Genomic DNA, 24742 nt, shown 5'->3' on the forward strand with positions numbered 1-24742 from the left:
ACCGCGGCGGCCGCCCCAGTGGCCGTGCTGAGTGTTCAAGGAGCCCACGAGCGTGAGCGACGTCCGTAACGTGATCATCATCGGATCGGGGCCCGCCGGCTATACCGCTGCGGTCTACGCCGCCCGCGCGGAGCTCAAGCCGCTGATCTTCGAAGGCGCCATCACCGCCGGTGGGGCGCTCATGAACACCACCGAGGTCGAGAACTTCCCCGGGTTCACCGACGGCATCCTCGGGCCCGACCTCATGGACAACATGCGCAAGCAGGCCGAGCGGTTCGGTGCCGAACTCGTCACCGACGACGTCACCGAGGTCGACCTTGAGGCCACCCCCAAGGTCGTGAAGGTGGGCGACTCCACCTACTACGCGCACACGGTCATCATCGCCACCGGGTCCCAGCACCGCAAGATCGGCATCCCCGGTGAGGACGAGTTCTCCGGCCGCGGCACGTCCTGGTGCGCCACCTGCGACGGCTTCTTCTTCCGCGACAAGGACATCGCCGTTGTCGGCGGGGGCGACACCGCCATGGAGGAGGCCACGTTCCTCACCCGCTTCGCGCGCTCGGTCACGATCATCCACCGCCGCGAGGAGCTGCGCGCCAGCAAGATCATGCAGGACCGCGCCCTCAACGACGAGAAGATCAGCTTCGTGTGGAACAGCGAGGTCGTGGAGGTCCTCGGCGACAAGCGTATGACCGGTGCGCGACTGCGCAACCGCATCACCGGTGAGGAAGGTGTCCTCGACATCACCGGCCTGTTCATCGCCGTCGGCCACGACCCCCGCGTCGAGCTCTTCAAGGGCCAGCTCGACCTCGACGACGACGGCTACCTCGCCGTCGCCGCACCGACCACGGCGACCAACATCCCGGGTGTCTTCGGGTGCGGCGACGTTGTCGACCACAGCTACCGCCAGGCCATCACGGCCGCCGGCACCGGCTGCTCGGCGGCGCTCGACGCAGAGCGCTACCTCGCACATCTCGCCGACGCCTGAACACGCACCGCGCCAACCGACACACCCCGAGGAGTATCCACCGTGGGCAAGCTCAAAGAGGTCACCGACGACAGCTTCGACGTTGACGTCCTGAAGAGCGACAAGCCGGTGCTGGTCGACTTCTGGGCCGACTGGTGCGCACCCTGCCGCCTGCTCAGCCCGATCCTGGAGGAGATCCAGGCGGAGAACCCCGAGAAGATCTCCATCGTCAAGCTGAACGTCGACGAGCAGCCCAACGTCCCGCGCGAGTACGGCGTGATGCGGCTGCCGACGATGAACCTGTACAAGGACGGCGAGGTCGTCAAGCAGATCAGCGGCGCCAAGCCGAAGTCGAAGTTGCTGAAGGACCTCGAAGAGTTCATGTAGGCCGTGTTTCACGTGAAACAGAACGACCCCCGGCGTGTTCGCCGGGGGTCGTCGTTCGTTCGTGCCGGGGAGATCCCCGTAGGGAAGCCGCGTGTTTCACGTGAAACACGCGGCTGATCCGAGCGGTGCACCCGCCGCGCGGGCGCCAGGACGGCCGTAGCGGAGCGACAGGCGCGCGGTCCGCGCCGGCACCGCCGCAGCCACCCCGAACGCCGCAGCGCCCTCCTGGGCGCCGCACGCGCCGGGCCGCACTCCTCGATCGGACCGCCGGCGACTCGGCGCGAACGGTGCGGCGATCGACCAATCGACACGGCGACACATCGACATGGACCGGCCGGACAGCGGCGGCTCTTATTCGGCGCTCGCCGGTGCCATGTTGGCGATGATGCGCTCCAGGTCCTCCATGGTGGCGAACTCGACCACGATCTTCCCCTTATTGCGCCCCATGTTGACCTTCACCCGGGTGTCGAAGCGGTCGGAAAGTCGACTTGCCAATTCCTCGATTTGCGGCGAAGTCTCCTGCCGGGCCGGAACGCTGCGCTTCGCGGGCGCGGGACTGGTCTCGCGCAGGGTGATGATCTCCTCCAGCGCCCGCACCGAGAGTCCCTCTTCGTTGATGCGGCGCGCGAGGTGGTCCTGGGTCTCGGAGTCCTCGACGGACAGCAGCGCCCTGGCGTGCCCCGCACTGATGATGCCCGCGGCGACCCTGCGCTGAACGGCCGGCGACAGGTTCAGCAGCCGCAGCGTGTTGGTGATGTGCGGGCGCGAGCGCCCCACCCGCCCGGCGAGCTCCTCGTGGGTGGCGCCGAAGTCGTCGAGGAGCTGCTGGTATGCCGCCGCCTCTTCGAGCGGGTTGAGCTGCTGGCGGTGCAGGTTCTCCAGGAGGGCGTCGCGCAGCAGGTCGTCGTCGCCGGTCTCGCGCACAATGGCGGGGATGCGGTCGAGCCCCGCCTCTTTGCTCGCCCGCCAGCGCCGCTCCCCCATGATCAGTTCGTACTTCGGCTCGGCGCCGTCCTCGATCCGGCGCACCACGACCGGCTGGAGCAGCCCCACCTCGGTGATGGAGGCCTTCAGCTCGGCGAGGGCGTCCTCGTCGAAGTGGGTGCGGGGCTGCCGCGGGTTCGGCGTGATGCGGAGGACCGGCACCTCTTCGAGGTAGGCGCCGTCGACCGGGGCGGGGTCGGAACGGGACGACCCGTTCTCGGCGGGGACCGCCGGCACCACCGGCCCCTGAGGAATGAGCGCCCCCAGTCCCTTACCCAGACCGCGCCGCTGCTGGCTCACCGGCGTCTCCCTTCGTGTCAGTTCGTCACTGCCCTGTATCGGCACGGTAGGCGATCTCCCGAGAAGCTTCCATGTAGGCCACAGCGCCTGTGGACGACGGATCATAGGTCATGACGGACTGCCCATAACTGGGCGCCTCCGAGACCCGGACACTGCGCGGGACGACGGAGTCGAGCACCAGGCCGCCGAAGTGCGACCGCACCTCGTCGGCCACCTGGGATGCCAGCCGCGTCCTGGCGTCGTACATGGTGAGCACGATGGTGCTGATCGCCAGGGTCGGATTCAGGTGCGACTTCACCAGATCGACGTTGCGGAGCAGCTGTCCGAGCCCTTCGAGCGCGTAGTACTCGCACTGGATCGGGATGAGCACCTCGTCACAGGCGACCATCGCGTTGACCGTCAGGAGACCGAGAGACGGCGGGCAGTCGATGAGGATGTAGTCGACCTCGCTGGTGTCATAGGCCGAGAGAGCGCGCTTCAGCCGCGCCTCGCGGGCGACGAGCGAGACGAGTTCGATCTCGGCACCGGCGAGGTCGATGGTCGCGGGGACACAGCTGAGTCCCGGAATCCCCTCGACCGGCCGCGTCACCTCGGCCACCGACTGGTCCTCGACCAGGCAGTGGTAGATGGACTGGGTGTCGGAGCCCCGCTCCATGCCCAGTGCTGTCGAGGCGTTCCCCTGGGGGTCGAGGTCGACAACGAGGACGCGCTGGCCGTGCATCGCCAGTGAGGCGGCGATATTGACGGTGGTGGTCGTCTTGCCGACCCCGCCCTTCTGGTTGGCGACGCTCATGATCCGGCACTCTTTGGGCCGCGGCCATTGGCCGTCGTTCCGACCTCGGACGGACATCGCGGCCCGCGCAGCACGGGCGATGGGCGTATCCAAGCCCGCACCGGGGCCTTCGCCGGAGTCGGTCACCCTGTCGATATCCACATCAGGCGCTATGTCGACAGAGAGACTTCCCTCCCAGTGCGATGTTCCACGTGAAACATTGGTCTCCGAGACCGGGTTCAACGAGAACTCCGAGTGTGCGACCGCACTGGTTTCACGTGAAACGTGTGCACCGTCGGTGTGATTCTGGGGCACGAATGAGTTCACCTCTTCCGTCCGCGCTTAGCTCTGCCGCCCGGCGTGCGCTGGGACTTGGTCGGGGCGGCCTGTGCGCTCCCGGTCGTGACGGTTACGCGGACGACCGTGGTAGCCGGATCGACCTTACCGTGGCCGACTCGGATCACCTCTGCAACGCATGGGCGTTGCTTGGACAAATCTTTGCGCGCGGCCGCCAATTCTGCCGCCGCCTGCTCACCCTTCAGCGCGAGGAGGCTACCGTCCTTCCGGAGCAGTGGCAGCGCCCACCCCGCAAGCCGCGTGAGCGGAGCGACCGCACGGGCGGTCGCGATGTCGGCCGTTATCTCGCCGCGGGCGTCCTCGGCGCGGCCCCGGTGCACGACGACATTGTCGAGACCCAACTCCGCGACGCACTCGCGCAGGAAGACGGTTCGCCGCAGGAGCGGCTCGACAAGGGTGATCGACAGATCAGGTCGCAGAATGCCCAGCACCACGCCGGGCAGGCCGGCACCCGAACCGATGTCGACCACGTCCACGCCGGCGGGGATCGCCTCCTCCACCACGGCGCAGTTCATCACGTGGCGGTCCCACAGCCGGGGCACTTCGCGGGGGCCGATAAGCCCGCGCTCGACTCCTGCGACGGCGAGTAGCTCGGTGTACCGCGCTGCGGTCGCGAATCGCTCCCCGAAGAGTGTCCGGGCTCCGTCGGGTGCCGACAGTTCCATGCCCGGCTCCTGGCTCGGTTCGGCACCCTGGGCAGGCGTCATCAGCCACCACCTTGATCTCAACATCTACAAATCAGTAGGTCGACAACTCGATGAGTCGGTATGCGGTTGCCGCACCCCGTCCACACGCGGTTCGCGCACCGCGGGAGCGTGCGTCAGCGTCCGCGTCGACCCGTACTCCTCAGTCGAGGCGGGCGCGGGGCGCGCGTGCACCGCGGCATTCCGCACACATGAACGGGCGCCCCTCACGATCTTATGCGTGAGAGGCGCCCGTTCCTTCCAGCTATGCGGCCCTAGGTTTCACGTGAAACCTAGCTTGCCGGGTGGACCACGACGAAGCGGTTGGGCTCCTCGCCCTCCGACTCGCTGCGGAGACCGGCCGCCGCGATGGCGTCGTGGACGACCTTGCGCTCGAAGGGGGTCATCGGCGCGAGCGGCTTGATCTCACCGCTCTGCTTCACCTCATCGGCGGCCTCGGCCCCGATCCGGGACAGGGTCTTGCGGCGCGCCTCGCGGTATCCGCCGATGTCGAGCATCAGGCGGCTGCGGCTGCCGGTCGTGCGGTGCACCGCCAGCCGGGTGAGCTCCTGAAGCGCCTCCAGGACCTCGCCCTTCTCCCCGATCAGCTCATCGAGTTCGCTGCTGCCCACGACGGACACCAACGCACGGTCGCCTTCGACATCCATGTCGATATCGCCGTCGTAGTCGGCGATGTCGAGCAGGCCCTCGATGTAGTCGGCGGCGATATCGCCCTCGTTCTCCAAGTCTTCGACTTCGACGGTCTCGGCCGCCTCGGCCGTGTCGTCGGATTCAGTCGGCTCGGGGGCATCCACTACTGCGACGTTGGCGCGGATCTCCTCCGCGTCGGTGTTGCCGTTGCTCACAGCGAGCTGTCTCCTTAGGTCGCGATTGCTCCGGATCCGCGTTCCAGGGGCTGACGCCTACGCGAACGACCGGCACTCACGTGAACGGTGTTTACTCGATCGGGTGCGTTGCCGTTCGGCCTCGAACCCGGTCAGAACCCTGCTATCGCCGATTCTGCGAACCACCACCGCCGCGCTTTGAGCGCGACTGCTTCTTCGGCTGCTTACGCTCGATCTTAGGCTGTTCGACCGGCTCCGACGGCGTCTCCTTGCGCTTGCCGAACAAGCCCTTCGCCGAACCGTTGGCAGCGCCGTTGGCCGATCCGTTCGCCGACCCGCCGGACTTGGTCGACCCGCCGGTCTTCGCGTCGTCGTCGGCCGAGGGCGTGGGGTGCTTCTTGTACAGGAAGTGCTGCTGCCCCATGGTCCAGGTGTTGTTGCTGACCCAGTAGATCAACACGCCGATGGGCATCCCGAGACCGAAGAGGCCGAACGCGGGCGCCATGTACATCATGATCTTCTGGGTCTGCGCCATGGGGTTGTCGGGCATCGCCGCCATCTGCGCGGCGTTGCGCTGCATGCTCTGGCGCATGGTGAGGAACGTGGTCCCGCCCATGATGATGCAGGCGATGACGATGACGACCTTCGCCATGATGGGGTCGGCACCGTACTTCTCAAGCTCCGCCTCGGAACTCATGAACTGGGCCGCGATCGGTGCGTGGAAGACCAGCGCGCCGCGCGCGCTCTCGACCAGCTCCTGGGTGAAGCCGTACTGCGCCTGCCCCTGCGCGACGCTGCGGAGGACGCTGAACAGTGCGAAGAACACCGGCATCTGGAGGAGCAGCGGAAGACAGCCCATGAGCGGGTTGGTGCCCGTCTCCTTGAACAGCTTCATCTGCTCCTGCTGCTGGCGCTGCTTGTCGTTCTTGTAGCGCTCGCGCATCTTCGTCAGTTGCGGCTGGATGTCCTGCATCTTGCGCTGCGTGTGCATCTGCTTCACGAACAGCGGCATCATGATGATCCGCATGAGCACGGTGAGCAGCACAATGGACAGGCCCCACGCCCACCCGCTGTCGGGATCGATGCCGATAGCCGTCAGGCCCGAGTGGATCTGGATCAGCACCCAGCCGACAATGTTGTAAAGCCAGTCCAGCACCGGCCAACTCCCTCTACTTCAGTCCAGCTACAGGCCCGATTGGCCGGGTACGACGTCGCCGTCGCCCCCGGCCTCGGGTCGGTCGGATCGGTGGCGGTATTCCCACGACGCGGTGGCACCGGGTCGAGCCCCCCTGCGGTGAACGGATGGCACCGGGAGATTCTCCGCACGCTCAGCCACAGGCCCCGCAGCGCGCCGTGGACGCGGAGCGCCTCAACGGCGTAGGCGCTGCACGAGGGGTAGAAACGACAGACGGGGGGGAACATTGGGCTGATGAACCGCTGGTATCCCCGGATGGGCACGATGAGGACCCGCGCCGCGAAATTGGGTCTGTCGTCGGTCATCTACTTCGCCAAGTCGGTGCCGGCGTGCGCGGTTCGCGGGGCGTGGTCGTCGCGCCCCTTGCGACGGCGTGTCGCGTTCGGGCGCAGGACGGACCGCAGTGCCCCGTCCAACTGCGCACCCAGCAGGTCGGATGCCTGGGTGGCCGCTGATGGCTTCGCTCGTACTACCAGCAGGCTACCCGGCGCCAGGAGAGAGGTCCGATCGCGCATCAGATGGCGCAGCCGCCGCTGGACCCGCTTGCGGACCACGGCGCCCCCCACCGCCTTGCTCACGATGAACCCGACCCTCGGCGGGGCGGCGGAGCCGGCGGCGGTGCCGTCCGGGCCGGGCACGTGGCTCACGGCCAGCGATTCGCGGCCGGCGCGGCGCCCCGCGCGCATGACGTGCGAGAACTCGGCTCCGCTGCGCATGCGGTTCTCACGGGGCAACATCGGGGACCGTCCTGGAACGTCCTGGCACACAAGAATCGGACCGGCTGCCGAAACGGGCAGGCCGGTCCGTCGTGACAATAGATCGCGAGGCGACTCGAAAGGCTACTGGCTGACGGTCAGCCGCGTGCGCCCCTTGCTCCGGCGCGCCGCGATGATCGCGCGCCCGGCGCGGGTGCGCATGCGCAACCGGAAACCGTGGGTCTTGGCGCGACGCCGGTTGTTCGGCTGGTACGTACGCTTGCTCACTGCTGGGCTCCAGGGCGTTCAGGGACTTCTACGGCTGGCCCCGCTGGAGCGGGGCCCGGTGTTCGTGCTCGACACGGTGCTGCGCGGTCGGACCGGAGATCGCAGCGCGGTGAAGCCGAGAGGTCGCGCCGGGGTTGACGCTGTGCGCGGGTTCCGAGCCGGTCGGCCGTGCGGCCGGATGCGGGTTCGGGCGCCGTCAGCGTGCACAGACGGATATCGACTCAAGCATAAAGAACATACGGGCATCGCCGGTACCGGTCAAATCGGCGCACGTCCGCCGCAGCGGTGGACCTGGGGGAACACCGCCGAAACGGGCGGTCGCGCGGTACCCGGCAGGGCCGCGGGGCGGTGTTGTGCACACCTGTGGAGAACAGCTTATCCACAGACTGTGCGCCCAGTGGGGCGCGGCCTAGGCTGTGGATTGCACGCGCGGCCGACTTATCCCCAAGCACCGCGGTCCGAGGCGTGCGAGCACGTGTCCACAGGCTGTGAACAACCCGTCTCACCTGCCGCTTGTGGATAAGTCGTGCGAGCACGCCCGGATCTGAGAAGCTGTGTACAACCCGGTGCACAACCTGTGGACGACCCCCGAAACCTGTGGAAGCACGGAGGTAACCGGCATCCGCCCGACCGCATGCCCGCACAGCACGTTGTACACAGCATCTCCACACCTTCCGGGTGGTTACCCACAGGCGGCCGGGCGCCCGCGCGCCGACGCGCCCCGCGGGCCGGTGCGCGGCGCACCGCGCCGGGTACCGGGCCGACCCTGGAGAATGGGGAGGTCGTGCGCGCGGCCGCGGCCGACGGCCGGCGGCGCGGGCCCGGCACACCGGAAGGCACAGCGGCGAACCGCCGAAAGGGGACGGATCATGGCAGGTCACCGTGTCTGAGGCGAACGTCAACCTGGCAATGGTGTGGATGAGCGTCCTCGACAGCCTCGACAACAGCGCGCTGCCGCCCCAGCAGCGCGCCTGGCTGCCGCAGACCCGGCCGCTCGGCCTGGTCGAGAACACCGTGGTGCTGGCGGCGCCCAACCAGTTCGTCAAGGACATCCTCGACACCCGCCTGCGCCCCGCCATCAGCAAGGCCCTCTCCGGCGAACTCGGACGCGACATCCAGGTGGCCGTCGTCACCGTCGACCCGACCTCCGTCCAGGCGCCGCCGCCCAGCATGCCCGCGCCGCCCGCGGCCCAGCCGCCGCAGTACGAGCAGTACGAGCAGCAGCCGGCGCGCCCCCCGCAGGCCCCCGACCCCGCCCCGCGGCAGCACCCCGCCCCCGCCCCGCAGCACTGGGACCCCCGCCCCGACCTCGGCGGGCACCGTCCCGAGGAGCAGTGGCGCCAGCCCGCCAGCGGCGCCGAGGACCTGCCCGGTGCCCCGGCGTACGCCGAGACCCTGCCCGACGGCCAGTTCGGCCACCCCTCCCCCGGTGACTTCGGCGGGCGCGACCCGCGGGCGCGCGGCATGGCGGGGCCCGGCGCCGCCGATCGCGGCGACCACCAGCCGCCGCAGTACGACCAGCCGCAGTACGACCACGGGTACGCCGGGCAGCCCCAGCACGGCTATCCGCAGCGCCACGGGGGCCCCGAGCACGGACGCGGCGACGACCTGCTCGCACCCGCCGAGCCCCCCGCCCACCAGCACGGCCCCGACAACGGCGGCGCCGGGTACGCCCCGTACTCCGGCCCTCCCGGCCCCGGCGCACAGCCCGAGGGCGGCCGCCCGCCCGAGCCGCACGACCCCCGCGCGGCCGGCCCGGCCACACCGCACGACCCCCGGCAATGGGAGCAGCAGCGGCACTGGGACGCCCCCAACCGCTGGGAGACCCCGCGCTGGGACGCCCGGCCCGTCGACCGGCAGGACGACGCGCCCGGCCCGCAGGGCCCCGAGGGTCCGGGCGACACGTTCCCCGGCCCCGTCCCGCCGCCGGCGCCGGTCCGGCCCGACACCTCCGGCGGGAACCAGCCGCACACCTCGGCCGAACCGGCCCGGCTGAACCCGAAGTACACCTTCGACACCTTCGTCATCGGGTCCAGCAACCGGTTCGCGCACGCGGCGGCCGTCGCCGTCGCCGAGGCGCCGGCCAAGGCGTACAACCCGCTGTTCATCTACGGCGGTTCGGGGCTGGGCAAGACCCACCTGCTGCACGCCATCGGGCACTACTCGCAGCGCCTGTACGAGGGGTCGCGGGTCAGGTACGTCAGCTCCGAGGAGTTCACGAACGAGTTCATCAACTCGATCCGCGACGGCAAGGCCGACGGCTTCCGCCGGCGCTACCGCGACATCGACGTGCTGCTGGTGGACGACATCCAGTTCCTGGAGAACAAGGAGCAGACGCAGGAGGAGTTCTTCCACACGTTCAACACGCTCCACAACTCCAACAAGCAGATCGTCATCTCCAGCGACCGGCCGCCCAAGCAGCTGATGACGCTGGAGGACCGGTTGCGCAACCGCTTCGAGTGGGGGCTCATCACCGACGTCCAGCCGCCGGAGCTGGAGACCCGGATCGCGATCCTGCGCAAGAAGGCCGCCCAGGAGCGGCTGGCGGCGCCGCCCGAGGTCCTGGAGTTCATCGCCAGCAAGATCTCCACGAACATCCGGGAACTCGAAGGCGCGCTGATCCGGGTGACCGCGTTCGCCAGCCTGAACCGCCAGTCGGTCGACCTGCACCTGACCGGGATCGTGCTGAAGGACCTGGTGCCCAGCGACGAGGGCCCCGAGATCACCGCGTCGGCGATCATGGCGCAGACCGCGTCCTACTTCGGGCTGAGTACCGACGACCTGTGCGGCACGTCCCGTTCGCGGGTCCTGGTGACCGCCCGGCAGATCGCCATGTACCTGTGCCGCGAGCTCACGGAGCTCTCCCTGCCCAAGATCGGCCAGCAGTTCGGCGGGCGCGACCACACGACGGTCATGCACGCCGACCGCAAGATCCGGTCGCTCATGGCGGAGCGCCGCTCGATCTACAACCAGGTGACCGAGTTGACGAACCGCATCAAGCAGCAGTCGTCGACCATCTGAAGGCGGCGCCGCCGCCCGATGCGTCCGGGTTCTCCCCAGGACGGGCGGCATTTCTGTGGAAAACCGGTGGATAACCCTGCGGATAACCGGCCTGATCCTGTGGGAAAGCTGTGGACGTCCTGTGCATTGCCGCGCGGCCCGCATCGGCGGGGGCCGCCGGTCCTGTGGGAAACCGGTGGATAACCCGTGGATAACCGGTGGAAAAACTCGCATCGGGGTGTGGACGGCATTTCCGCGTCCACAGCACCGCCGGTTCTCCACACCCGTCGCCCACAGGGTCGGTGGACAAAAATTCACGGGATGAACTGCACGAACAGTGGTTATCCACAGTATCCACAGGACCTATTACTACTACGCCACCTAGAGAGCAATTGAGGCGTGAAAACCAGGGTCGGCCCGATTCTGTGGACAACCCGCCTCTTCGCGGTTCGGCCCCCTCCGACGCCTTCGGCGCAGCGGCGAACAGAGCACTCGGCGACGACCCCGAAACGAGACCGGTCCACTGTCGCGTCGTGCAGCGGACCGCACCGAATCCGGGTACGGTGTGAACCCGCCCCCCGACACGTCCCCAGGGTGTGCACAACGACGACCGGTCTCCGCTCGTCACCGGCCCTGCCGCGGGCGGCGGCCACTGCCGCGCAGCTCAGCGGGGGCGCACAGCTCTTGTCGAAGAAGGAGAGTTCGGATCGTGAAGTTCCGGGTCGAACGCGACGTACTCGCCGACGCCGTCGCCTGGACGGCCCGCACCCTGCCCACCAGGCCGTCGGTGCCCGTTCTCGCGGGCATGCTGCTCGACGCCGGTGAGGTCGACGGCAGGGCGCGCCTGAAGCTCTCCAGCTTCGACTACGAGGTGTCCGCGCAGGTCTCCGTCGACATCGACGTCGAAGAGCCGGGCACCACACTGGTCTCCGGCCGCCTCCTCGCCGAGATCACCCGCAACCTCCCTCCACAGACTGTAGAGATCAGCACCGACGGCGCCAAGGTCGTGGTGTCCTGCGGCAGCGCGAAGTTCACCCTGCTGACCCTGCCTGTGGAGGACTACCCCACGCTGCCCGACATGCCCGGCACCACCGGGTCCATCGGCAGCGACGTCTTCGCCGCTGCGGTGAGCCAGGTGGCGGTCGCCGCAGGCCGCGACGACACCCTGCCCATGCTCACCGGTGTGCGGGTCGAGATCGAGGGCGACACCGTCACCCTCGCGTCCACCGACCGCTACCGGCTGGCGGTGCGCGAGCTGACCTGGTCGCCGGAGAACCCCGAGCTGTCCGCTGTGGCGCTCATCCCCGCCAAGACCCTCGCCGACACCGCCAAGTCGCTCACCTCGGGTGCCGAGATCAGCGTCGCGCTGGCCGCGGCCGAGGGCGGCGAGGGCATGATCGGGTTCGAGGGCGGCGGCCGCCGGACCACCTCGCGGCTCCTCGACGGCGACTTCCCGAAGTACCGCGCCCTGCTGCCCGACTCCTTCAACGCCGTCGCCGAGGTGCAGAAGTCCGAGATCATCGAGGCCGTCAAGCGGGTCTCGCTGGTCGCCGAGCGCAACACCCCGCTCCGGCTGGCCTTCAGCGAGGGCCAACTCGTCCTCGAAGCGGGCACCGGCGACGAAGCGCAGGCCGTCGAGGTGCTCGAGGCGAACTTCGAGGGCGACGACATCGAGATCGCGTTCAACTCCGGGTTCCTGGTCGACGGCCTCTCCGCCATCGACTCCGACATCGCCCGGCTCCAGTTCACGACCTCGACCAAGCCGGCCATCATCACGGGCAAGCCGGCCGAGGAAGGCGCCACCGTCGGCTACCGGTACCTCATCATGCCGGTCCGCCTTTCCGGCTAGGCCTTCTTGGTGCGGCGTTGCCCGGCCGGTAGGCTCGTGCGTCGGTGTCGACATAGCAGTTCGTCCACATGTCCACAGGTCGCTGGGGGGATACGGGTATGCAGCTTGGGCTGATCGGGCTGGGCAAGATGGGCGGCAACATGGCGGCCCGCCTGCGGGAGAAGGGGCACGAGGTCGTCGGGTTCGACCGCGATCCCGCGGTGCGCGACGTCGGCAGCATCGCCGACCTCGTCGATCGCCTGGCCGCGCCGCGACTCGTGTGGGTCATGGTGCCCGCCGGCGGGCCCACGGCCGAGACCGTCCGGGAGCTCGGCTCGCTGCTGTCCCCCGGCGACATCGTGGTCGACGGCGGCAACTCGCACTACGTCGACGACCGCGCGCATGCCGAGGAGCTCGCCGAGCGGGGTGTCCACTACATCGACGCCGGCGTGAGCGGCGGTGTGTGGGGCCGCCAGAACGGCTACGGGATCATGGTGGGCGGCGCCGCCGAGGACGTCGAGCGGGCGCGGCCGGTCTTCGACGCCCTCACGCCCGACGAAGGCGGCGGGTTCGTCCACGCCGGGTCGGTCGGCGCCGGGCACTTCGTGAAGATGGTCCACAACGGCATCGAGTACGGCATGATGCAGGCGTTCGCCGAGGGCTACGAGATCATGGCGGCGTCCGACATCGTCGACGACGTCCCGGGCACCTTCGACAGCTGGCGCGAGGGCACCGTCGTCCGCTCCTGGCTGCTCGACCTGCTGGTGAACGCGTTGCGGGACGACCCCGAGCTCGCCGGGCTGCGCGGGTACGCCCAGGACTCCGGCGAGGGCCGGTGGACCGTCCAGGCCGCCATCGACCACGCGGTCCCCGCGCCCGCCATCACCGCGGCCCTGTTCGCGCGGTTCGCGTCGCGGCAGGACGACAGCCCCGCGATGAAGGTCGTCGCCGCGTTGCGCAACCAGTTCGGCGGCCACGCGGTCACCAAGGCCGAGGGCGATCCCGCCGTCCCCGAGTAGACCGCCCGGTTTCACGTGAAACCGGCAGGTCCGCACGCATCGGCAAAGGAGGCCAGATGTACGTCTCCCATCTGCAACTGGCCGACTACCGCTCCTATGAGTCGGCGCAGCTGGAACTCGCCCCCGGCATCAGCACGTTCGTCGGCCCCAACGGCCAGGGCAAGACCAACCTCGTCGAGGCCATCGGCTATGTCGCCACACTCGGCAGCCACCGTGTGGGCACCGATGCGCCGCTGGTCCGCAAAGGGGCCGAGCGCGCCATCATCCGCGCGGCGGTCGTCAAGGACGACCGCCGCGCGGTCATCGAGTTGGAGATCAACCCCGGCCGGGCGAACCGGGCCCGGCTGAACCGCGCCCCGGCGACCCGTCCGCGCGAGATCCTCGGCCTGCTCCGCACCGTGCTCTTCGCGCCCGAGGACCTCGCCCTGGTCAAGGGCGACCCCGGCGAGCGGCGGCGGTTCCTGGACGACCTGCTGGTCGCCCGTACCCCCCGGCTCGCGGGGGTCCGCGCCGATTACGAGCGGGTCCTCAAGCAGCGCAACGCCCTGCTGAAGTCGGCCTCCGCGCGGTATTTCAAGCAGCGCAGCGAACCCGACCTCTCCACACTGGAGGTCTGGAACGAGCACCTGGCCGAGGCCGGTGCGGAGCTGCTCGCCGCCCGGCTCGGGCTGGTGGCCGAACTCCAGCCGCTCGTCGCCAAGTCCTACGGTGAGCTCACCACCTCGGGCGGGCCGCCGACCCTCCACTACCGCAGCACCGCGGTCCCCGAGGACTCCCCCCTCCCGACCGACCGCCCGGGCCTCGCCGCCGCCCTGCGCGAGACCATGGCGGAGTCCCGGACCCGCGAACTCCAGCGCGGCGTGAGCCTGGTCGGCCCGCACCGCGACGACCTCCGGCTGCACCTGGACGACCTGCCGGCCAAGGGCTACGCGAGCCAGGGCGAGTCCTGGTCGTTCGCGCTGTCCCTGCGGCTCGCGGGGTTCGAGCTGCTGCGCGCCGACGGCGACGATCCCGTGCTGATCCTCGACGACGTCTTCGCCGAACTCGACTCCGAGCGCCGCCGCAGGCTCGCCGAGCACGTGCGCACCGCGGAGCAGGTCCTGGTGAGCGCCGCGGTGCCGGGCGACATCCCCGAGGAGCTCCAGGGGACCCGGTTCCACGTCCACGAAGGCGAGGTCGCCCGTGTCTAGCGGCGCAGGCGGCGCGGGCGGCGCAGGCGGGCCCGGACCGGCCGACGGCGGTCCCGCCCCGGACGGCCCGGCCGGGCAGGACCCCCCCGCCTCGGGCATCGAGATGGCGCGCCAGGCGCTGGCGCAGGCGCGCGCGGCGGCCAAGGAGCGCGGCGGCCAACCGGGCGCGCAGCCGCGGCGGGTGCGCCGCGGGCCGCTGCGGTCGCGCCGCGAGCCGCAGCTGTTCGGCGACGCCGTCCGCTCCTGGCTGGCCGAGCACGGCTGGCAGGAGCAGGTCGCCATCGGCGGGGTGTTCGGCCGGTGGAACGAGATCGTCGGCGACTTCAACGCCCAGCACCTCCAGCCGGTCTCCTACGAGGAGGGCGAGCTGGTCGTCGCCGCCGATTCCGCCACCATGGCCACGCAGGCGCGCACGATGAAGCGCGAACTGCTGCGGCGCCTCAACGAGGAGCTGGGGCACGGCACGGTGCACAGCATCAAGGTGCAGGGGCCGGCCCGGGGGCAGAGCAAGGGGCGGTGGAAGGTGCGCTGATCCGCGCGGGCCGCCGTCCGGAACCGGACAGGAACCCTCTGGATCCCCCTGCTCACTCACCCGCACCAGGCGCACATTCGCTTCACAGGCCCGTTGCGGGCACTGAACGGCGCGGGGGATTGCGGATCCCCCCATCCGCGTGTAGGGATTCGGCTCCCGCTCTGTTCGTTCGTCCTCGTGTACCACAGCGCCGTTGATGGCATCTTCAGCCTCTACGCGCGGTATCATTGAGGAGGTTCTATGGACGCTTCCGCCGGTTAAACCCGCTCCAAGCGCGGGGCGCGGGACAAGGGGCGATCACGCGATCCCCGGCGGGATGTCCGACGATTCGGATGCCGCCCGGAATGGCCGCGTGACCTCCTTCAACGCGCCGCGGCGGGTAAAGCGTCCCTTGCTGGAGGGTGTGCACACTTGGCCTACGACGCTGAATCAATCACGGTCCTTGAAGGGCTTGAAGCGGTCCGCATGCGGCCCGGCATGTACATCGGCTCCACAGGCGAGCGCGGCCTCCACCACCTCGTCACCGAAATCGTCGACAACTCCGTCGACGAAGCCCTCGCCGGGTACGCCGACGCGATCGAGGTCGTGCTGCTGGCCGACGGCGGCGTGCGCGTCACCGACAACGGCCGCGGCATCCCCGTCGGGATCCACCCGGTCGAGCAGCGTCCCGCGGTCGAACTGGTCCTGACCACGCTGCACGCCGGCGGCAAGTTCGACAGCCAGTCCTACGCGGTGTCCGGCGGGCTGCACGGTGTGGGCGCCGCGGTCGTCAACGCGCTCTCCACCCGGCTCGACGTCGAGATCCGCACCGACGGCCACGTCTGGCGGCAGCGCTACGAGCTGACCCAGCCCGTCGCCCCCCTCGCCAAGGGCGAGGCCACCGACGAAACCGGCACCGACATCACGTTCTGGGCCGACGGCACCATCTTCGAGACCACCACCTACTCGTTCGAGACCCTCGCGCGGCGCATGCAGGAGATGGCGTTCCTCAACAAGGGGCTGTCCATCACCCTGCGCGACGAACGCCCCGAGTACATCGAGGACGACCCGGTCGTCAAGACCTACCACTACGAAGGCGGCCTGTCGGACTTCGTCCGCTACATCAACGCCACGAAGGACGCCGCGCACGACACCGTCATCGACTTCGAGGAGGAGGGCGACGGCATCGCGGTCGAGGTCGCGATGCAGTGGAACCACTCCTACACCTCGTCGGTGCACACCTTCGCCAACACGATCAACACCGCCGAGGGCGGCACCCACGAGGAGGGCTTCCGCTCGGCGCTGACCTCCATCGTCAACCGCTACGCGCGCGACCAGAAGCTGCTGCGCGACAAGGACGACAACCTCACCGGCGACGACGTCCGCGAGGGCCTCACGGCCATCATCTCGGTGAAGCTCACCGACCCCCAGTTCGAGGGGCAGACGAAGGCGAAGCTCGGCAACACCGAGGCGAAGTCCTTCGTGCAGCGGGTCTGCAACGAGCACCTGCGCGACTGGTTCGACCGCAACCCGGGCGAGGCCAAGGAGATCATCACCAAGGCCAACCAGGCGGCGCGCGCCCGCATGGCGGCCCGCCAGGCCCGCGACCTCACCCGGCGCAAGACCCTGCTGGAGTCCACCTCACTCCCCGGCAAGCTGTCCGACTGCCAGTCGACCGAGCCCGAGAAGTGCGAGGTCTACATCGTCGAGGGCGACTCCGCCGGCGGTTCGGCCAAGGGCGGGCGCGACCCCCAGTACCAGGCCATCCTGCCCATCCGCGGCAAGATCCTGAACGTCGAGAAGGCGCGCATCGACCGGATCCTCCAGAACAACGAGGTTCAGGCCATCATCACGGCCCTCGGCACGGGCGTGCACGACGACTTCGACATCGAGCGGCTCCGGTACCACAAGATCATCTTGATGGCCGACGCCGACGTCGACGGCCAGCACATCCGCACGCTGCTCCTGACCCTGCTGTTCCGGTTCATGAAGCCGCTGGTCGAGGCCGGCTACGTCTATCTGGCCCAGCCCCCGCTGTACAAGATCAAGTGGGACCAGCGCGGCAACGACGTCGACTACGTGTTCTCCGACCGCGAGCGCGACGAAGCCATCGAGCGCGGCATGGCCGCCGGCAAGCGCGACCCCCGCCCCCGCGACGGCGTCCAGCGGTTCAAGGGCCTCGGCGAGATGAACGCGCCGGAGCTGTGGGAGACCACCATGAACCCCGACAACCGCATGCTGGCGCAGATCTCCCTCGACGACGCCGCCCAGGCCGACGAGATGTTCAGCGTGCTCATGGGCGAGGACGTCGAAGCCCGGCGCAACTTCATCCAGCGCAACGCCCGCGACGTCCGCTTCCTCGACATCTGACAACGGGCCCCCGCGGGGGCTCAGCGCGGCAGCGAACGAACCAAGCGAAAAGGATCGACCTTCAGTGGCGGATGCGAACATCCCGGAAGCCCCCGAGGAAGACAACACCCCGCAGGCCCGCGTCGAACCGGTCGACATCCAGGTCGAGATGCAGCGCAGCTACCTCGACTACGCGATGTCCGTCATCGTCGGCCGGGCCCTGCCCGACGTCCGCGACGGCCTCAAGCCCGTCCACCAGCGCGTCCTGTACGCGATGTACGACGGCGGCTACCGGCCCGACCGCGGCTACTTCAAGTGCGCCCGCGTCGTCGGCGACGTCATGGGCAATTACCACCCGCACGGCGACTCCGCCATCTACGACACCCTGGTGCGCCTCGCGCAGACCTGGGCCATGCGGATGCCGCTGGTCGACGGCAACGGCAACTTCGGGTCGCCGGGCAACGACCCCGCGGCGGCCATGCGCTACACCGAGTGCAAGCTCGCGCCGCTGGCCATGGAGATGCTGCGCGACATCGACAAGGAGACCGTCGACTTCCGGCCCAACTACGACGGCCGCTCCGCCGAGCCCGTCGTGCTGCCGGCGCGGTTCCCGAATCTGCTGGTGAACGGCTCCGCAGGCATCGCGGTGGGCATGGCGACGTCCATCCCGCCGCACAACCTGCGTGAGGTCGCCGACGGCGTCAACTGGTTCCTGGAAAACCCCGAGGTCCCCGACGAGGAGCTGCTCGAAGCCCTCATCGAACGCATCAAGGGCCCCGACTTCCCGACCAACGGCCTGATCGTGGGCCGCCGCGGCATCGAGGACGCCTACCGCACCGGCCGCGGCTCCATCACCATGCGCGCCGTGGTCGAGGTCGAGGAGGACAGTCGGGGCCGCCAGTGCCTCGTCGTCACCGAGCTGCCCTACCAGGTCAATCCCGACAACCTCGCGCTGAAGATCGCCGACCTCGTCAAGGACGGCAAGATCACCGGCATCGCCGACGTCCGCGACGAAAGCAGCGGGCGCACCGGCCGGCGGCTCGTCATCGTGCTCAAGCGCGACGCCGTGGCCAAGGTCGTGCTGAACAACCTGTACAAGCACACCCAGCTCCAGGACACCTTCGGCGCGAACATGCTCGCCCTGGTCGACGGGGTGCCGCGCACCCTGCGGCTCGACCAGTTCATCCGGCTGTGGGTCACCCACCAGATCGAGGTCATCGTCCGGCGCACGCAGTACCTGCTGCGCAAGGCCGAGGAGCGCGCCCACATCCTGCGCGCGCTGCTCAAGGCCATCGACGAGATCGACGCCGTGATCGCGCTGATCCGCGCCAGCGCCTCGGCCGACGAGGCGAAGGCCGGGCTCATGGAGCTCCTGGAGATCGACGACATCCAGGCGCGCGCGATCCTCGACATGCAGCTCCGCAAGCTCGCCGCGCTGGAGCGCCGCCAGCTCACGTCCGAGTACGACGAGCTCATGACGATGATCAACGACTACAACGACATCCTGGCCCGGCCGGAGCGGCAGCGCGAGATCGTCCGCACCGAGCTGGCCGAGATCGTCGCGAAGTACGGCGACGACCGCCGTACGCACATCATCCCGTTCGAGGGTGACATGCGTATGGAGGACTTCATCGCCGAAGAGGACGTCGTCGTCACCATCACCCGCGGCGGCTACGCGAAGCGCACCCGGCTCGACAGCTACCGGGCGCAGAAGCGCGGCGGCAAGGGGGTGCGCGGGGCCCAGCTGAAGCAGGACGACATCGTCCAGCACTTCTTCGTGACCACCACGCACAACTGGATCCTGTTCTTCACCAACCAGGGCCGGGTGTACCGCACCAAGGCGTACGAGCTGCCCGAGGCGGCGCGCGACGCACGCGGGCAGCACGTGGCGAACCTGCTGGCGTTCCAACCCGACGAGCAGATCGCCCAGGTCATGTACCTGCGCGACTACAACGCCGCGCCGTACCTGGTGCTCGCCACCAAGCAGGGGCTGGTGAAGAAGTCGCGGCTGAGCGACTTCGACTCCTCGCGGGCCGCCGGGATCATCGCCATCAACCTGCGCGACGACGACGAGCTCATCGCCGCCCGGCTGGTGTTCCCGACCGACGACCTGCTGCTCATCAGCAGCAACGCCCAGGCCATCCGGTTCAGCGCCGCCGACGAATCGCTGCGGCCCATGGGCCGCGCCACCAGCGGTGTCATCGGCATGCGGTTCCTCGACGGCGACTTCCTGCTCAGCATGGACGTCATCCGCGAGGGCGACGGCCCGGCCGACGTGTTCGTCGCCACCGAGGGCGGCTACGCCAAGCGCACCCCGTCCGACCAGTACCCGGTGCAGAACCGGGGCGGCAAGGGCGTCCTGACCGCGAAGATCGTCGAGACGCGCGGCAGGCTCGTCGGCGCGCTGATGGTGTCGCCCGAGGACGACGAGGTGTTCGCCATCACGTCCCTCGGCGGCGTCATCCGCACCCACTGCGGGCAGATCAAGCAGTCGGGGCGGGCGACCATGGGCGTGCGGCTGATGAACCTCGGCGACAAGAACCAGATCGTCGCCATCGCCCGCAACGCCGAAGCCGACGAGGCCGAGGTCGTCGACGAGGACGGCGACGGCGCGGCGGCCGCGGCGACCCCGGGGGCCGGGCCCGCACCGGCCGGCGCCGAGGCGGTGACGGACGACGCGGCGGACGACGCTGCGCCGGCGGAGTCCGCCGAGGGCGCGGACACCGGGGGGTCCCCCGGCGCCACCGGTGATGCCGAACCCGGCAATGACGGGTAGCCTCCTGCTGCGACCCCGAGCGGGCACGAGATGCCGAGCGCGGGGCGGCCCCATCCGGTGGCCCCCCGCGCGCTTGCTGGCGGCAGTCCGGCCGCTCTCAATAGAGTGATCACTGGTCGTGAACGACCATCGTCCTGTGGAGTCCGCACCGGTCCCGCAGACCCCCGGGACCGTACAAGCGTCTGCAACGAAAGTCCGGCGGTAACGTGGCTAAGTCTGAGAATGCGCAGCGGGATTCTGCTGCCGTGGAGTCGGTCGACACGGACCAGCACGGCACGGACGACGACAGCACCGAGGACGCCCCCCAAGGGCCGTCCAACGGATCCTCCGAGGCGTCCGGCGACCCCGCGGGCTCGTCCGGTGAGTCCTCGGAGCCGTCCGCCGGGACGTCGGGTTCCTCCGGCGGGGCTTCGGGCTCGTCCGGCGGGCTCTCCGCTTCCTCCGGCGGGGCTTCGGGAGCGTCGAGCGGCGCTTCGAGTCCGAGTCCGTCCGGCGGGTCCTCGGGGGCTTCAGGCGGGTCCTCCGGCGCGTCCTCGGGGCCGAGCGCGGCCGCCAGTGGCACGGGCGGCTCCGGTGGCTCTGGAGGCGGTCTCAGCGGTTCCGGCAGCGGGGCGAAGACCGAGCGCGGCGCAACCGAATCCGCCGAGGCCGCTGCCGGCCCGGCGCGAGCAGAAGGCGGCCCCTACAGTGGCAGCGTCCCCCCGTCGCGAGGCGGCGCCCAGGCATCCTCGTCCGGCGGTCGCCCCATGACCGCGCCGGCGGCAGCGCCGCCCAGCGGGCCCTCGAAACCGGTGAAGGATTCCCGGAAGGCGCACCTCACCGTGAGCAGGGTGGAGCCGTGGTCGGTGATGAAGTTCAGCTTCGTCATCTCCCTCGTGTGCTTCATCATCCTGTTCGTGGCGATCGCCGTCATCTACGCGGTCCTGTCGGGCCTCGGCGTCTTCGACGCGGTGACCGACCTGGTCAGCTCCCTCACCGACGGCGGCGAAGGCGACGAACTCGCGCTGAACCCCGAGAGTTGGTTCTCCCCGGCGAAGGTGCTCGGCTACACCGGCCTGATCGGCGCCATGAACATCGTCCTGATCACCGCACTGGCGACGGTCGGCGCGATGCTCTACAACCTCGCGGCCGACCTGGTGGGCGGCATCGACGTCACCCTGAGCGAGACCGAGTAACCCCTCCCCCGCCACCAGCCACGGACCCCCGCCGCCACCCGCAGCGGGGGTCCGATCACGTCCGGGGGCACGCTAGAATAGGCGGCGAGAACAGCACGGATCCACGCCGTTCTCCCCAGTCGCACCCACCCCGAACCCGTTCGCCGCGACGATTCGGATGCGATAGAGTCCCACCTGAACAAGGGCGTATAGCTCAGTCGGTTAGAGCGCATCCCTGATAAGGATGAGGCCCCAGGTTCAAGTCCTGGTACGCCCACACGTTTTCCCACTTCAGAGCCTGGTTTTCTCTCCTGAGAGCCGGGCTCTTGATCATTTGTCCGTCGTTTGTCCGTGCGGACGGTGCGGCATCTCCCGTCGGACGGCGGACTGAGGCGGTGCCTGGTGGTGTCGGGCGGACGCCTTCGCGCGGGTCCGCGGTGGCGGTCGTCACGGGTAGTCCCTCACTCTCGGTGACTCTCTCTGGTGCTCGGGGACGGGCACGTTCAGCGGGCGGAGGATCTCCGCGGCCGGAACCCGGTAGGTGTCGCCGTAGCGCAGGAGCCCGCAGGGGAACTCTCCGCGCTTGGCGAGTTCGTAGGCCGTCGTGCGGCCCATCTTCAGGGCCCGCGCCGCGGTCATCAGGTCGACGGCGGCGGGCAGGGCGTACAGCTCCGGGATGGTCAGGGGCGCCGGCACCGACTGCTCCTCTCGGCGAGGGTATGCGTCCTGCGGAGCGTTCATCGCGGCCTCTCCAGCGTCCGGACCTCGGAGGCGGAGATTCCATCCGAGGCCAGCCGCAGGTCCACCAGTGCGTCGTCGTTGGAATGCAGGGGCAGGAAGACGCCGGCGGCCGGTCCCGCGTCCTTCAGCCACGGCAGCAGGGTGACCCCGATCCGCAGCTTCCACCGCTGGCTGTAGGAGGGTTCCGTGCGCCGGACCGCGGCCGCCAGGTCGCGCATCCGGGTGCGCAGAAGCCGCTCTCCGGCGCCGTCGAGGACGATCAGCAGGGCGGGGAAGACCGGGCCGTAGCGCTGCTTCCACGCGTGGGCCTCCAGTTCGCCGATCGTGCGCGGTGCGCGCCCGCGCAGTTGGGGCACGTAGTCCCGGTAGCGCTCGTAGGCCCTGATCTTGGCGGCCACGCGGTGCACGGGCATGGTGGCGCGGTCGACCTCCAGGAAGCACCACAGCGGGTACTCCGCCGCCTCGGTGCGCAGGACGTAGGACATGACCGCGTCGCTGATGACGTGCCGGGAGGAGAACGCGCCCCGGCTGCCGTCGCGGTGGCGGTGCGCGACCTCGGGCGTCCACCCCAGCGGGTGGAGGCGGTCGCCGCGTCGGCGGGCGTGCTCCAGGAACGCCAGGCCGGCCTCGACCGTGGCGAGGGTGTGGTCCCGCAGTGGTCCGGCGGCCCGCACCGGTGTCATCCGGTAGCGGCGCGCGGTGACGCCGCCGCGGCCCTCCACCAGTTGGGCTCCGGTGTCGGTGGTGAACCACGCGGAGGAGCCTCCTCCCGGGCGGTGGATCCTCTCCACCAGCCCCTGGCCGCGCAGCCGGTTGAGGATCCGGGTCCTCCTAAGCCGACGATTTCTGGGCTGGTACAGAAACCGTTCTCTATGGCTAACGTACCAGTGCGCGGGAAATAGCCTCTGCACTTTCGGCGCGAGATGTCTGGATTAACCACGTGAGGCCCTGTGGGCTAGTGATTTCGATTGTCCCGTAGAGCATGACCGGAAGTACTGGGTTGTTGGAGTAACGGCGGTCAGGGCCACCCTTAACGTTCACATATTTCCATGTCTGGCCAACTTGAACGGAATCATGTGGAGGGGGGCCTGTGGTTTCAATGAATTGGTTCTTTGACCCCCGGGCTACGAGATTCTCATAACTGATATCGCTGTAGTGCTTGTCGTCTCGGACAAGTATGCGGTCAGGAAGAAAATAAAGGCTTGTCTTTCCGGCTGCAATGGACGGAACGGCTACGTTCGTCGATAGGTGTCTTGGTCCGGTTGTTCCTGCGGAAGCCAACACGCGATTGACGAGGTTGTAGGCCCCAGCGTTGGTTTTGTGCTGGTAAGTAGTTTGCACTTTTCCTGATTGCAGGATTCGCCAAGTCATTTGTGACTGAATGAGCCAGTTCCAGTTTGTGACAAGGTGGTCGAACCACGCTGCGGGCGCATCGCTGACATCGTAGAAGAGAACGACCGTTCGGCGTGCCTGATCACGGAGGAAGAGCCACCAACAGAGCGGGGCGGCGAGTGCCCAGAGGATCAGCCCGAACGGCATGATCAACAAGCCGATGACGAAGGCCGCAATCGTTGCAGGCCACCCCAAGCTGATTCGCGTGGCCGCGACATTGAGCTGCTCGACGACGTCGCCGCCTCCGGTCGGCATGAGTGCCATCGATGACACTCCCGTAACGTCCTCCATGACGATCTCGCTAGGTTCGTCCGCCAACGAGGGCATCGTCGGTGGAGGGGAAATCCGAGCTGTGGAACCTGGCGATGTCGCTCGGTAGTAGACGCCGTTCCTGCCGATGGTCACGTAGTTTCCGCGTGGGCCAGTGCCAACTCGGAACCCGGGAAACCCGGAGCTGACTCCAAGGCCCGATTTGCTCAAGTTGAATCTGAACGGCCCGGCTTTCACGCTTCTGCGGAGATAGAACCCCATGGACGTCCCCCTCCAGGAATGCTCATCATGACGCAAGTTGTCACTGAATGGAAGGGTAGTTCGGCCTAACCGTGCCTGCTCAGTAGTTATGATCTTACAAAATTTTCTGACATGTTGAAGAAAACCTGCAATCCTTCAAACGTGCAGCTCCTGGTGCGAGACCATCTCGAAGCACTCGGGACACGTTTGGTATTCTAACTGGAACTAGGAGTCACGACGTGCGGCTGTTGCTATGCCTCCGAGACTTCTTCTGCCCGCAGCATCACTCCCCAAGACTGTGCTGAGCACTGCAAGGTCGCGCTACCTGTCGCAAGGTCACCATGCGACAATGGTCTGGCTGAGCAAGGCGACCTGCTCGTCATCGTGGACGCAGAATGGCGCGCCGTAGTCGCACTCTTGAACCGGCGACCAGTCTCGCACTGTGGGTAATGAGACAACGCCGTGAGACAAGCGTCGTTTGTATCATCAATTTCGCCCAATTTGAATCCACGGTGTCCGATTTTCGGGTGAGATAAACCTCGGATTCCGCGTTCCCAGGGCTTCGGTGCAGGAGCGGCGAGACAAGTGAGACAACCGGGCCGCCCCTGGATGGGCTCACAGCGCGCAGCCGCCGGTGGTTCGCGCCGGAGTGCGCGAGAGTGGCCGGCGCCCTGACCGCCCAACGTCGCCGCACTCGGCATCGCCCCATTACCTTCTGGAGCAGTCCCGCAATGGGGCTCCCGGCCTCCGGGCCCGGCATGACTTTGTGCCCCCTGTCACCCATGATCCGGGGGGTGGT

General features: G+C 68.7%; 21 protein-coding genes, 1 tRNA gene and 1 pseudogene. 11 read left to right on the forward strand and 12 right to left on the reverse strand.

Going from position 1 to position 24742, the window contains the following annotated elements; all coding sequences use genetic code 11:
• The first annotated feature begins 52 nt into the window (after positions 1-52).
• Positions 53-988: a thioredoxin-disulfide reductase gene (gene trxB / locus CLV63_RS20805; protein ID WP_106584829.1), complete on the forward strand. Its 936-nt coding sequence runs from the start codon at positions 53-55 to the stop codon at positions 986-988.
• Between the two features lie 42 nt (positions 989-1030).
• On the forward strand, positions 1031-1354 hold the full coding sequence (trxA, locus tag CLV63_RS20810) for a thioredoxin (protein WP_106584830.1): 324 nt from the start codon (positions 1031-1033) through the stop codon (positions 1352-1354).
• A gap of 351 nt (positions 1355-1705) precedes the next feature.
• On the opposite strand, the gene CLV63_RS20815 is transcribed toward trxA, so the two are convergent.
• The 8 genes from CLV63_RS20815 to rpmH all read right to left on the reverse strand — a co-directional run bounded on the left by CLV63_RS20815 (position 1706) and on the right by rpmH (position 7473).
• A complete protein-coding gene (locus CLV63_RS20815) occupies positions 1706-2638 on the reverse strand; it encodes a ParB/RepB/Spo0J family partition protein (RefSeq protein WP_106584831.1) in 933 nt (310 codons plus the stop codon).
• Positions 2639-2663: 25 nt separating this feature from the next.
• A complete protein-coding gene (locus tag CLV63_RS20820; protein WP_394339797.1) occupies positions 2664-3572 on the reverse strand; it encodes a ParA family protein in 909 nt (302 codons plus the stop codon).
• Positions 3573-3733: 161 nt separating this feature from the next.
• Positions 3734-4432, reverse strand: coding sequence for a 16S rRNA (guanine(527)-N(7))-methyltransferase RsmG (rsmG, locus tag CLV63_RS20825; RefSeq protein WP_106584874.1), 699 nt, complete (start codon positions 4430-4432; stop codon positions 3734-3736).
• A 311-nt stretch (positions 4433-4743) separates the two neighbouring features.
• Complete coding sequence (locus CLV63_RS20830) at positions 4744-5265, reverse strand: Jag family protein (protein ID WP_245928957.1); 522 nt, start codon at positions 5263-5265, stop codon at positions 4744-4746.
• A 193-nt stretch (positions 5266-5458) separates the two neighbouring features.
• Positions 5459-6451 carry a membrane protein insertase YidC gene (yidC, locus tag CLV63_RS20835; protein WP_106584833.1) on the reverse strand — a complete coding sequence of 331 codons (993 nt, stop codon included), beginning with the start codon at positions 6449-6451 and terminating at the stop codon, positions 5459-5461.
• Positions 6412-6795 carry a membrane protein insertion efficiency factor YidD gene (gene yidD, locus CLV63_RS20840; RefSeq protein WP_106584834.1) on the reverse strand — a complete coding sequence of 128 codons (384 nt, stop codon included), beginning with the start codon at positions 6793-6795 and terminating at the stop codon, positions 6412-6414. Before yidD ends, yidC begins: the two co-directional genes overlap by 40 nt.
• Positions 6796-7227 carry a ribonuclease P protein component gene (rnpA, locus tag CLV63_RS20845; RefSeq protein WP_106584835.1) on the reverse strand — a complete coding sequence of 144 codons (432 nt, stop codon included), beginning with the start codon at positions 7225-7227 and terminating at the stop codon, positions 6796-6798.
• 102 nt (positions 7228-7329) lie between these two features.
• Complete coding sequence (gene rpmH / locus CLV63_RS20850; protein WP_106584836.1) at positions 7330-7473, reverse strand: 50S ribosomal protein L34; 144 nt, start codon at positions 7471-7473, stop codon at positions 7330-7332.
• 882 nt (positions 7474-8355) lie between these two features.
• Here rpmH and dnaA point away from each other — a divergent pair.
• From dnaA to CLV63_RS20895, 9 genes are all read left to right on the forward strand, one after another.
• Positions 8356-10494 (forward strand): chromosomal replication initiator protein DnaA, encoded by a 2139-nt coding sequence (gene dnaA / locus CLV63_RS20855; RefSeq protein ID WP_106584837.1) that lies wholly within the window; start codon positions 8356-8358, stop codon positions 10492-10494.
• A 688-nt stretch (positions 10495-11182) separates the two neighbouring features.
• The gene (gene dnaN, locus CLV63_RS20860) at positions 11183-12322 is read left to right on the forward strand and encodes a DNA polymerase III subunit beta (RefSeq protein ID WP_106584838.1); all 1140 of its coding nucleotides are present in this window, start codon (positions 11183-11185) and stop codon (positions 12320-12322) included.
• A 98-nt stretch (positions 12323-12420) separates the two neighbouring features.
• Positions 12421-13320: a phosphogluconate dehydrogenase (NAD(+)-dependent, decarboxylating) gene (gnd, locus tag CLV63_RS20865; protein WP_106584839.1), complete on the forward strand. Its 900-nt coding sequence runs from the start codon at positions 12421-12423 to the stop codon at positions 13318-13320.
• 56 nt (positions 13321-13376) lie between these two features.
• Entirely contained in the window at positions 13377-14510 is a 1134-nt protein-coding gene (gene recF / locus CLV63_RS20870) for a DNA replication/repair protein RecF (RefSeq protein ID WP_106584840.1), read from the forward strand.
• A 103-nt stretch (positions 14511-14613) separates the two neighbouring features.
• Positions 14614-15042, forward strand: coding sequence for a DUF721 domain-containing protein (locus tag CLV63_RS20875; protein WP_106584875.1), 429 nt, complete (start codon positions 14614-14616; stop codon positions 15040-15042).
• 411 nt (positions 15043-15453) lie between these two features.
• Complete coding sequence (gene gyrB / locus CLV63_RS20880; protein ID WP_106584841.1) at positions 15454-17391, forward strand: DNA topoisomerase (ATP-hydrolyzing) subunit B; 1938 nt, start codon at positions 15454-15456, stop codon at positions 17389-17391.
• Positions 17392-17455: 64 nt separating this feature from the next.
• Positions 17456-20146 (forward strand): DNA gyrase subunit A, encoded by a 2691-nt coding sequence (gyrA, locus tag CLV63_RS20885; protein WP_106584842.1) that lies wholly within the window; start codon positions 17456-17458, stop codon positions 20144-20146.
• A gap of 746 nt (positions 20147-20892) precedes the next feature.
• Positions 20893-21321 carry a DUF3566 domain-containing protein gene (locus tag CLV63_RS34105; RefSeq protein WP_211301397.1) on the forward strand — a complete coding sequence of 143 codons (429 nt, stop codon included), beginning with the start codon at positions 20893-20895 and terminating at the stop codon, positions 21319-21321.
• 182 nt (positions 21322-21503) lie between these two features.
• Positions 21504-21577, forward strand: a tRNA-Ile gene (locus CLV63_RS20895).
• Positions 21578-21747: 170 nt separating this feature from the next.
• On the opposite strand, the gene CLV63_RS20900 is transcribed toward CLV63_RS20895, so the two are convergent.
• The 4 genes and pseudogenes from CLV63_RS20900 to CLV63_RS35290 form a co-directional block, all read right to left on the reverse strand.
• Entirely contained in the window at positions 21748-21996 is a 249-nt protein-coding gene (locus tag CLV63_RS20900) for a helix-turn-helix domain-containing protein (protein WP_245928951.1), read from the reverse strand.
• Positions 21997-22037: 41 nt separating this feature from the next.
• Positions 22038-22952, reverse strand: coding sequence for a replication-relaxation family protein (locus tag CLV63_RS20905; RefSeq protein WP_106584845.1), 915 nt, complete (start codon positions 22950-22952; stop codon positions 22038-22040).
• Positions 22918-23751: a hypothetical protein gene (locus CLV63_RS20910; protein WP_245928953.1), complete on the reverse strand. Its 834-nt coding sequence runs from the start codon at positions 23749-23751 to the stop codon at positions 22918-22920. The genes CLV63_RS20905 and CLV63_RS20910 overlap by 35 nt, the downstream gene beginning before the upstream one ends.
• A 66-nt stretch (positions 23752-23817) precedes the next feature.
• A pseudogene (locus tag CLV63_RS35290) lies at positions 23818-23964 on the reverse strand (DUF4236 domain-containing protein); the annotation flags it as partial.
• Positions 23965-24742: the final 778 nt, after the last annotated feature.

Source organism: Murinocardiopsis flavida (assembly GCF_003014485.1).
GTDB lineage: Bacteria > Actinomycetota > Actinomycetes > Streptosporangiales > Streptosporangiaceae > Murinocardiopsis > Murinocardiopsis flavida.

What these genes read in the sequence shown, in the direction of transcription:
- CLV63_RS20875 (WP_106584875.1), top strand. Translation starts at nt 14,614, where the DNA reads ATGGCGCGCCAGGCGCTGGCGCAGGCGCGCGCGGCGGCCAAGGAGCGC.
- yidD (WP_106584834.1), bottom strand. Translation starts at nt 6,795, where the DNA reads ATGACCGACGACAGACCCAATTTCGCGGCGCGGGTCCTCATCGTGCCC.
- rsmG (WP_106584874.1), bottom strand. Translation starts at nt 4,432, where the DNA reads ATGGAACTGTCGGCACCCGACGGAGCCCGGACACTCTTCGGGGAGCGA.
- recF (WP_106584840.1), top strand. Translation starts at nt 13,377, where the DNA reads ATGTACGTCTCCCATCTGCAACTGGCCGACTACCGCTCCTATGAGTCG.
- rnpA (WP_106584835.1), bottom strand. Translation starts at nt 7,227, where the DNA reads ATGTTGCCCCGTGAGAACCGCATGCGCAGCGGAGCCGAGTTCTCGCAC.
- gnd (WP_106584839.1), top strand. Translation starts at nt 12,421, where the DNA reads ATGCAGCTTGGGCTGATCGGGCTGGGCAAGATGGGCGGCAACATGGCG.
- CLV63_RS34105 (WP_211301397.1), top strand. Translation starts at nt 20,893, where the DNA reads ATGACCGCGCCGGCGGCAGCGCCGCCCAGCGGGCCCTCGAAACCGGTG.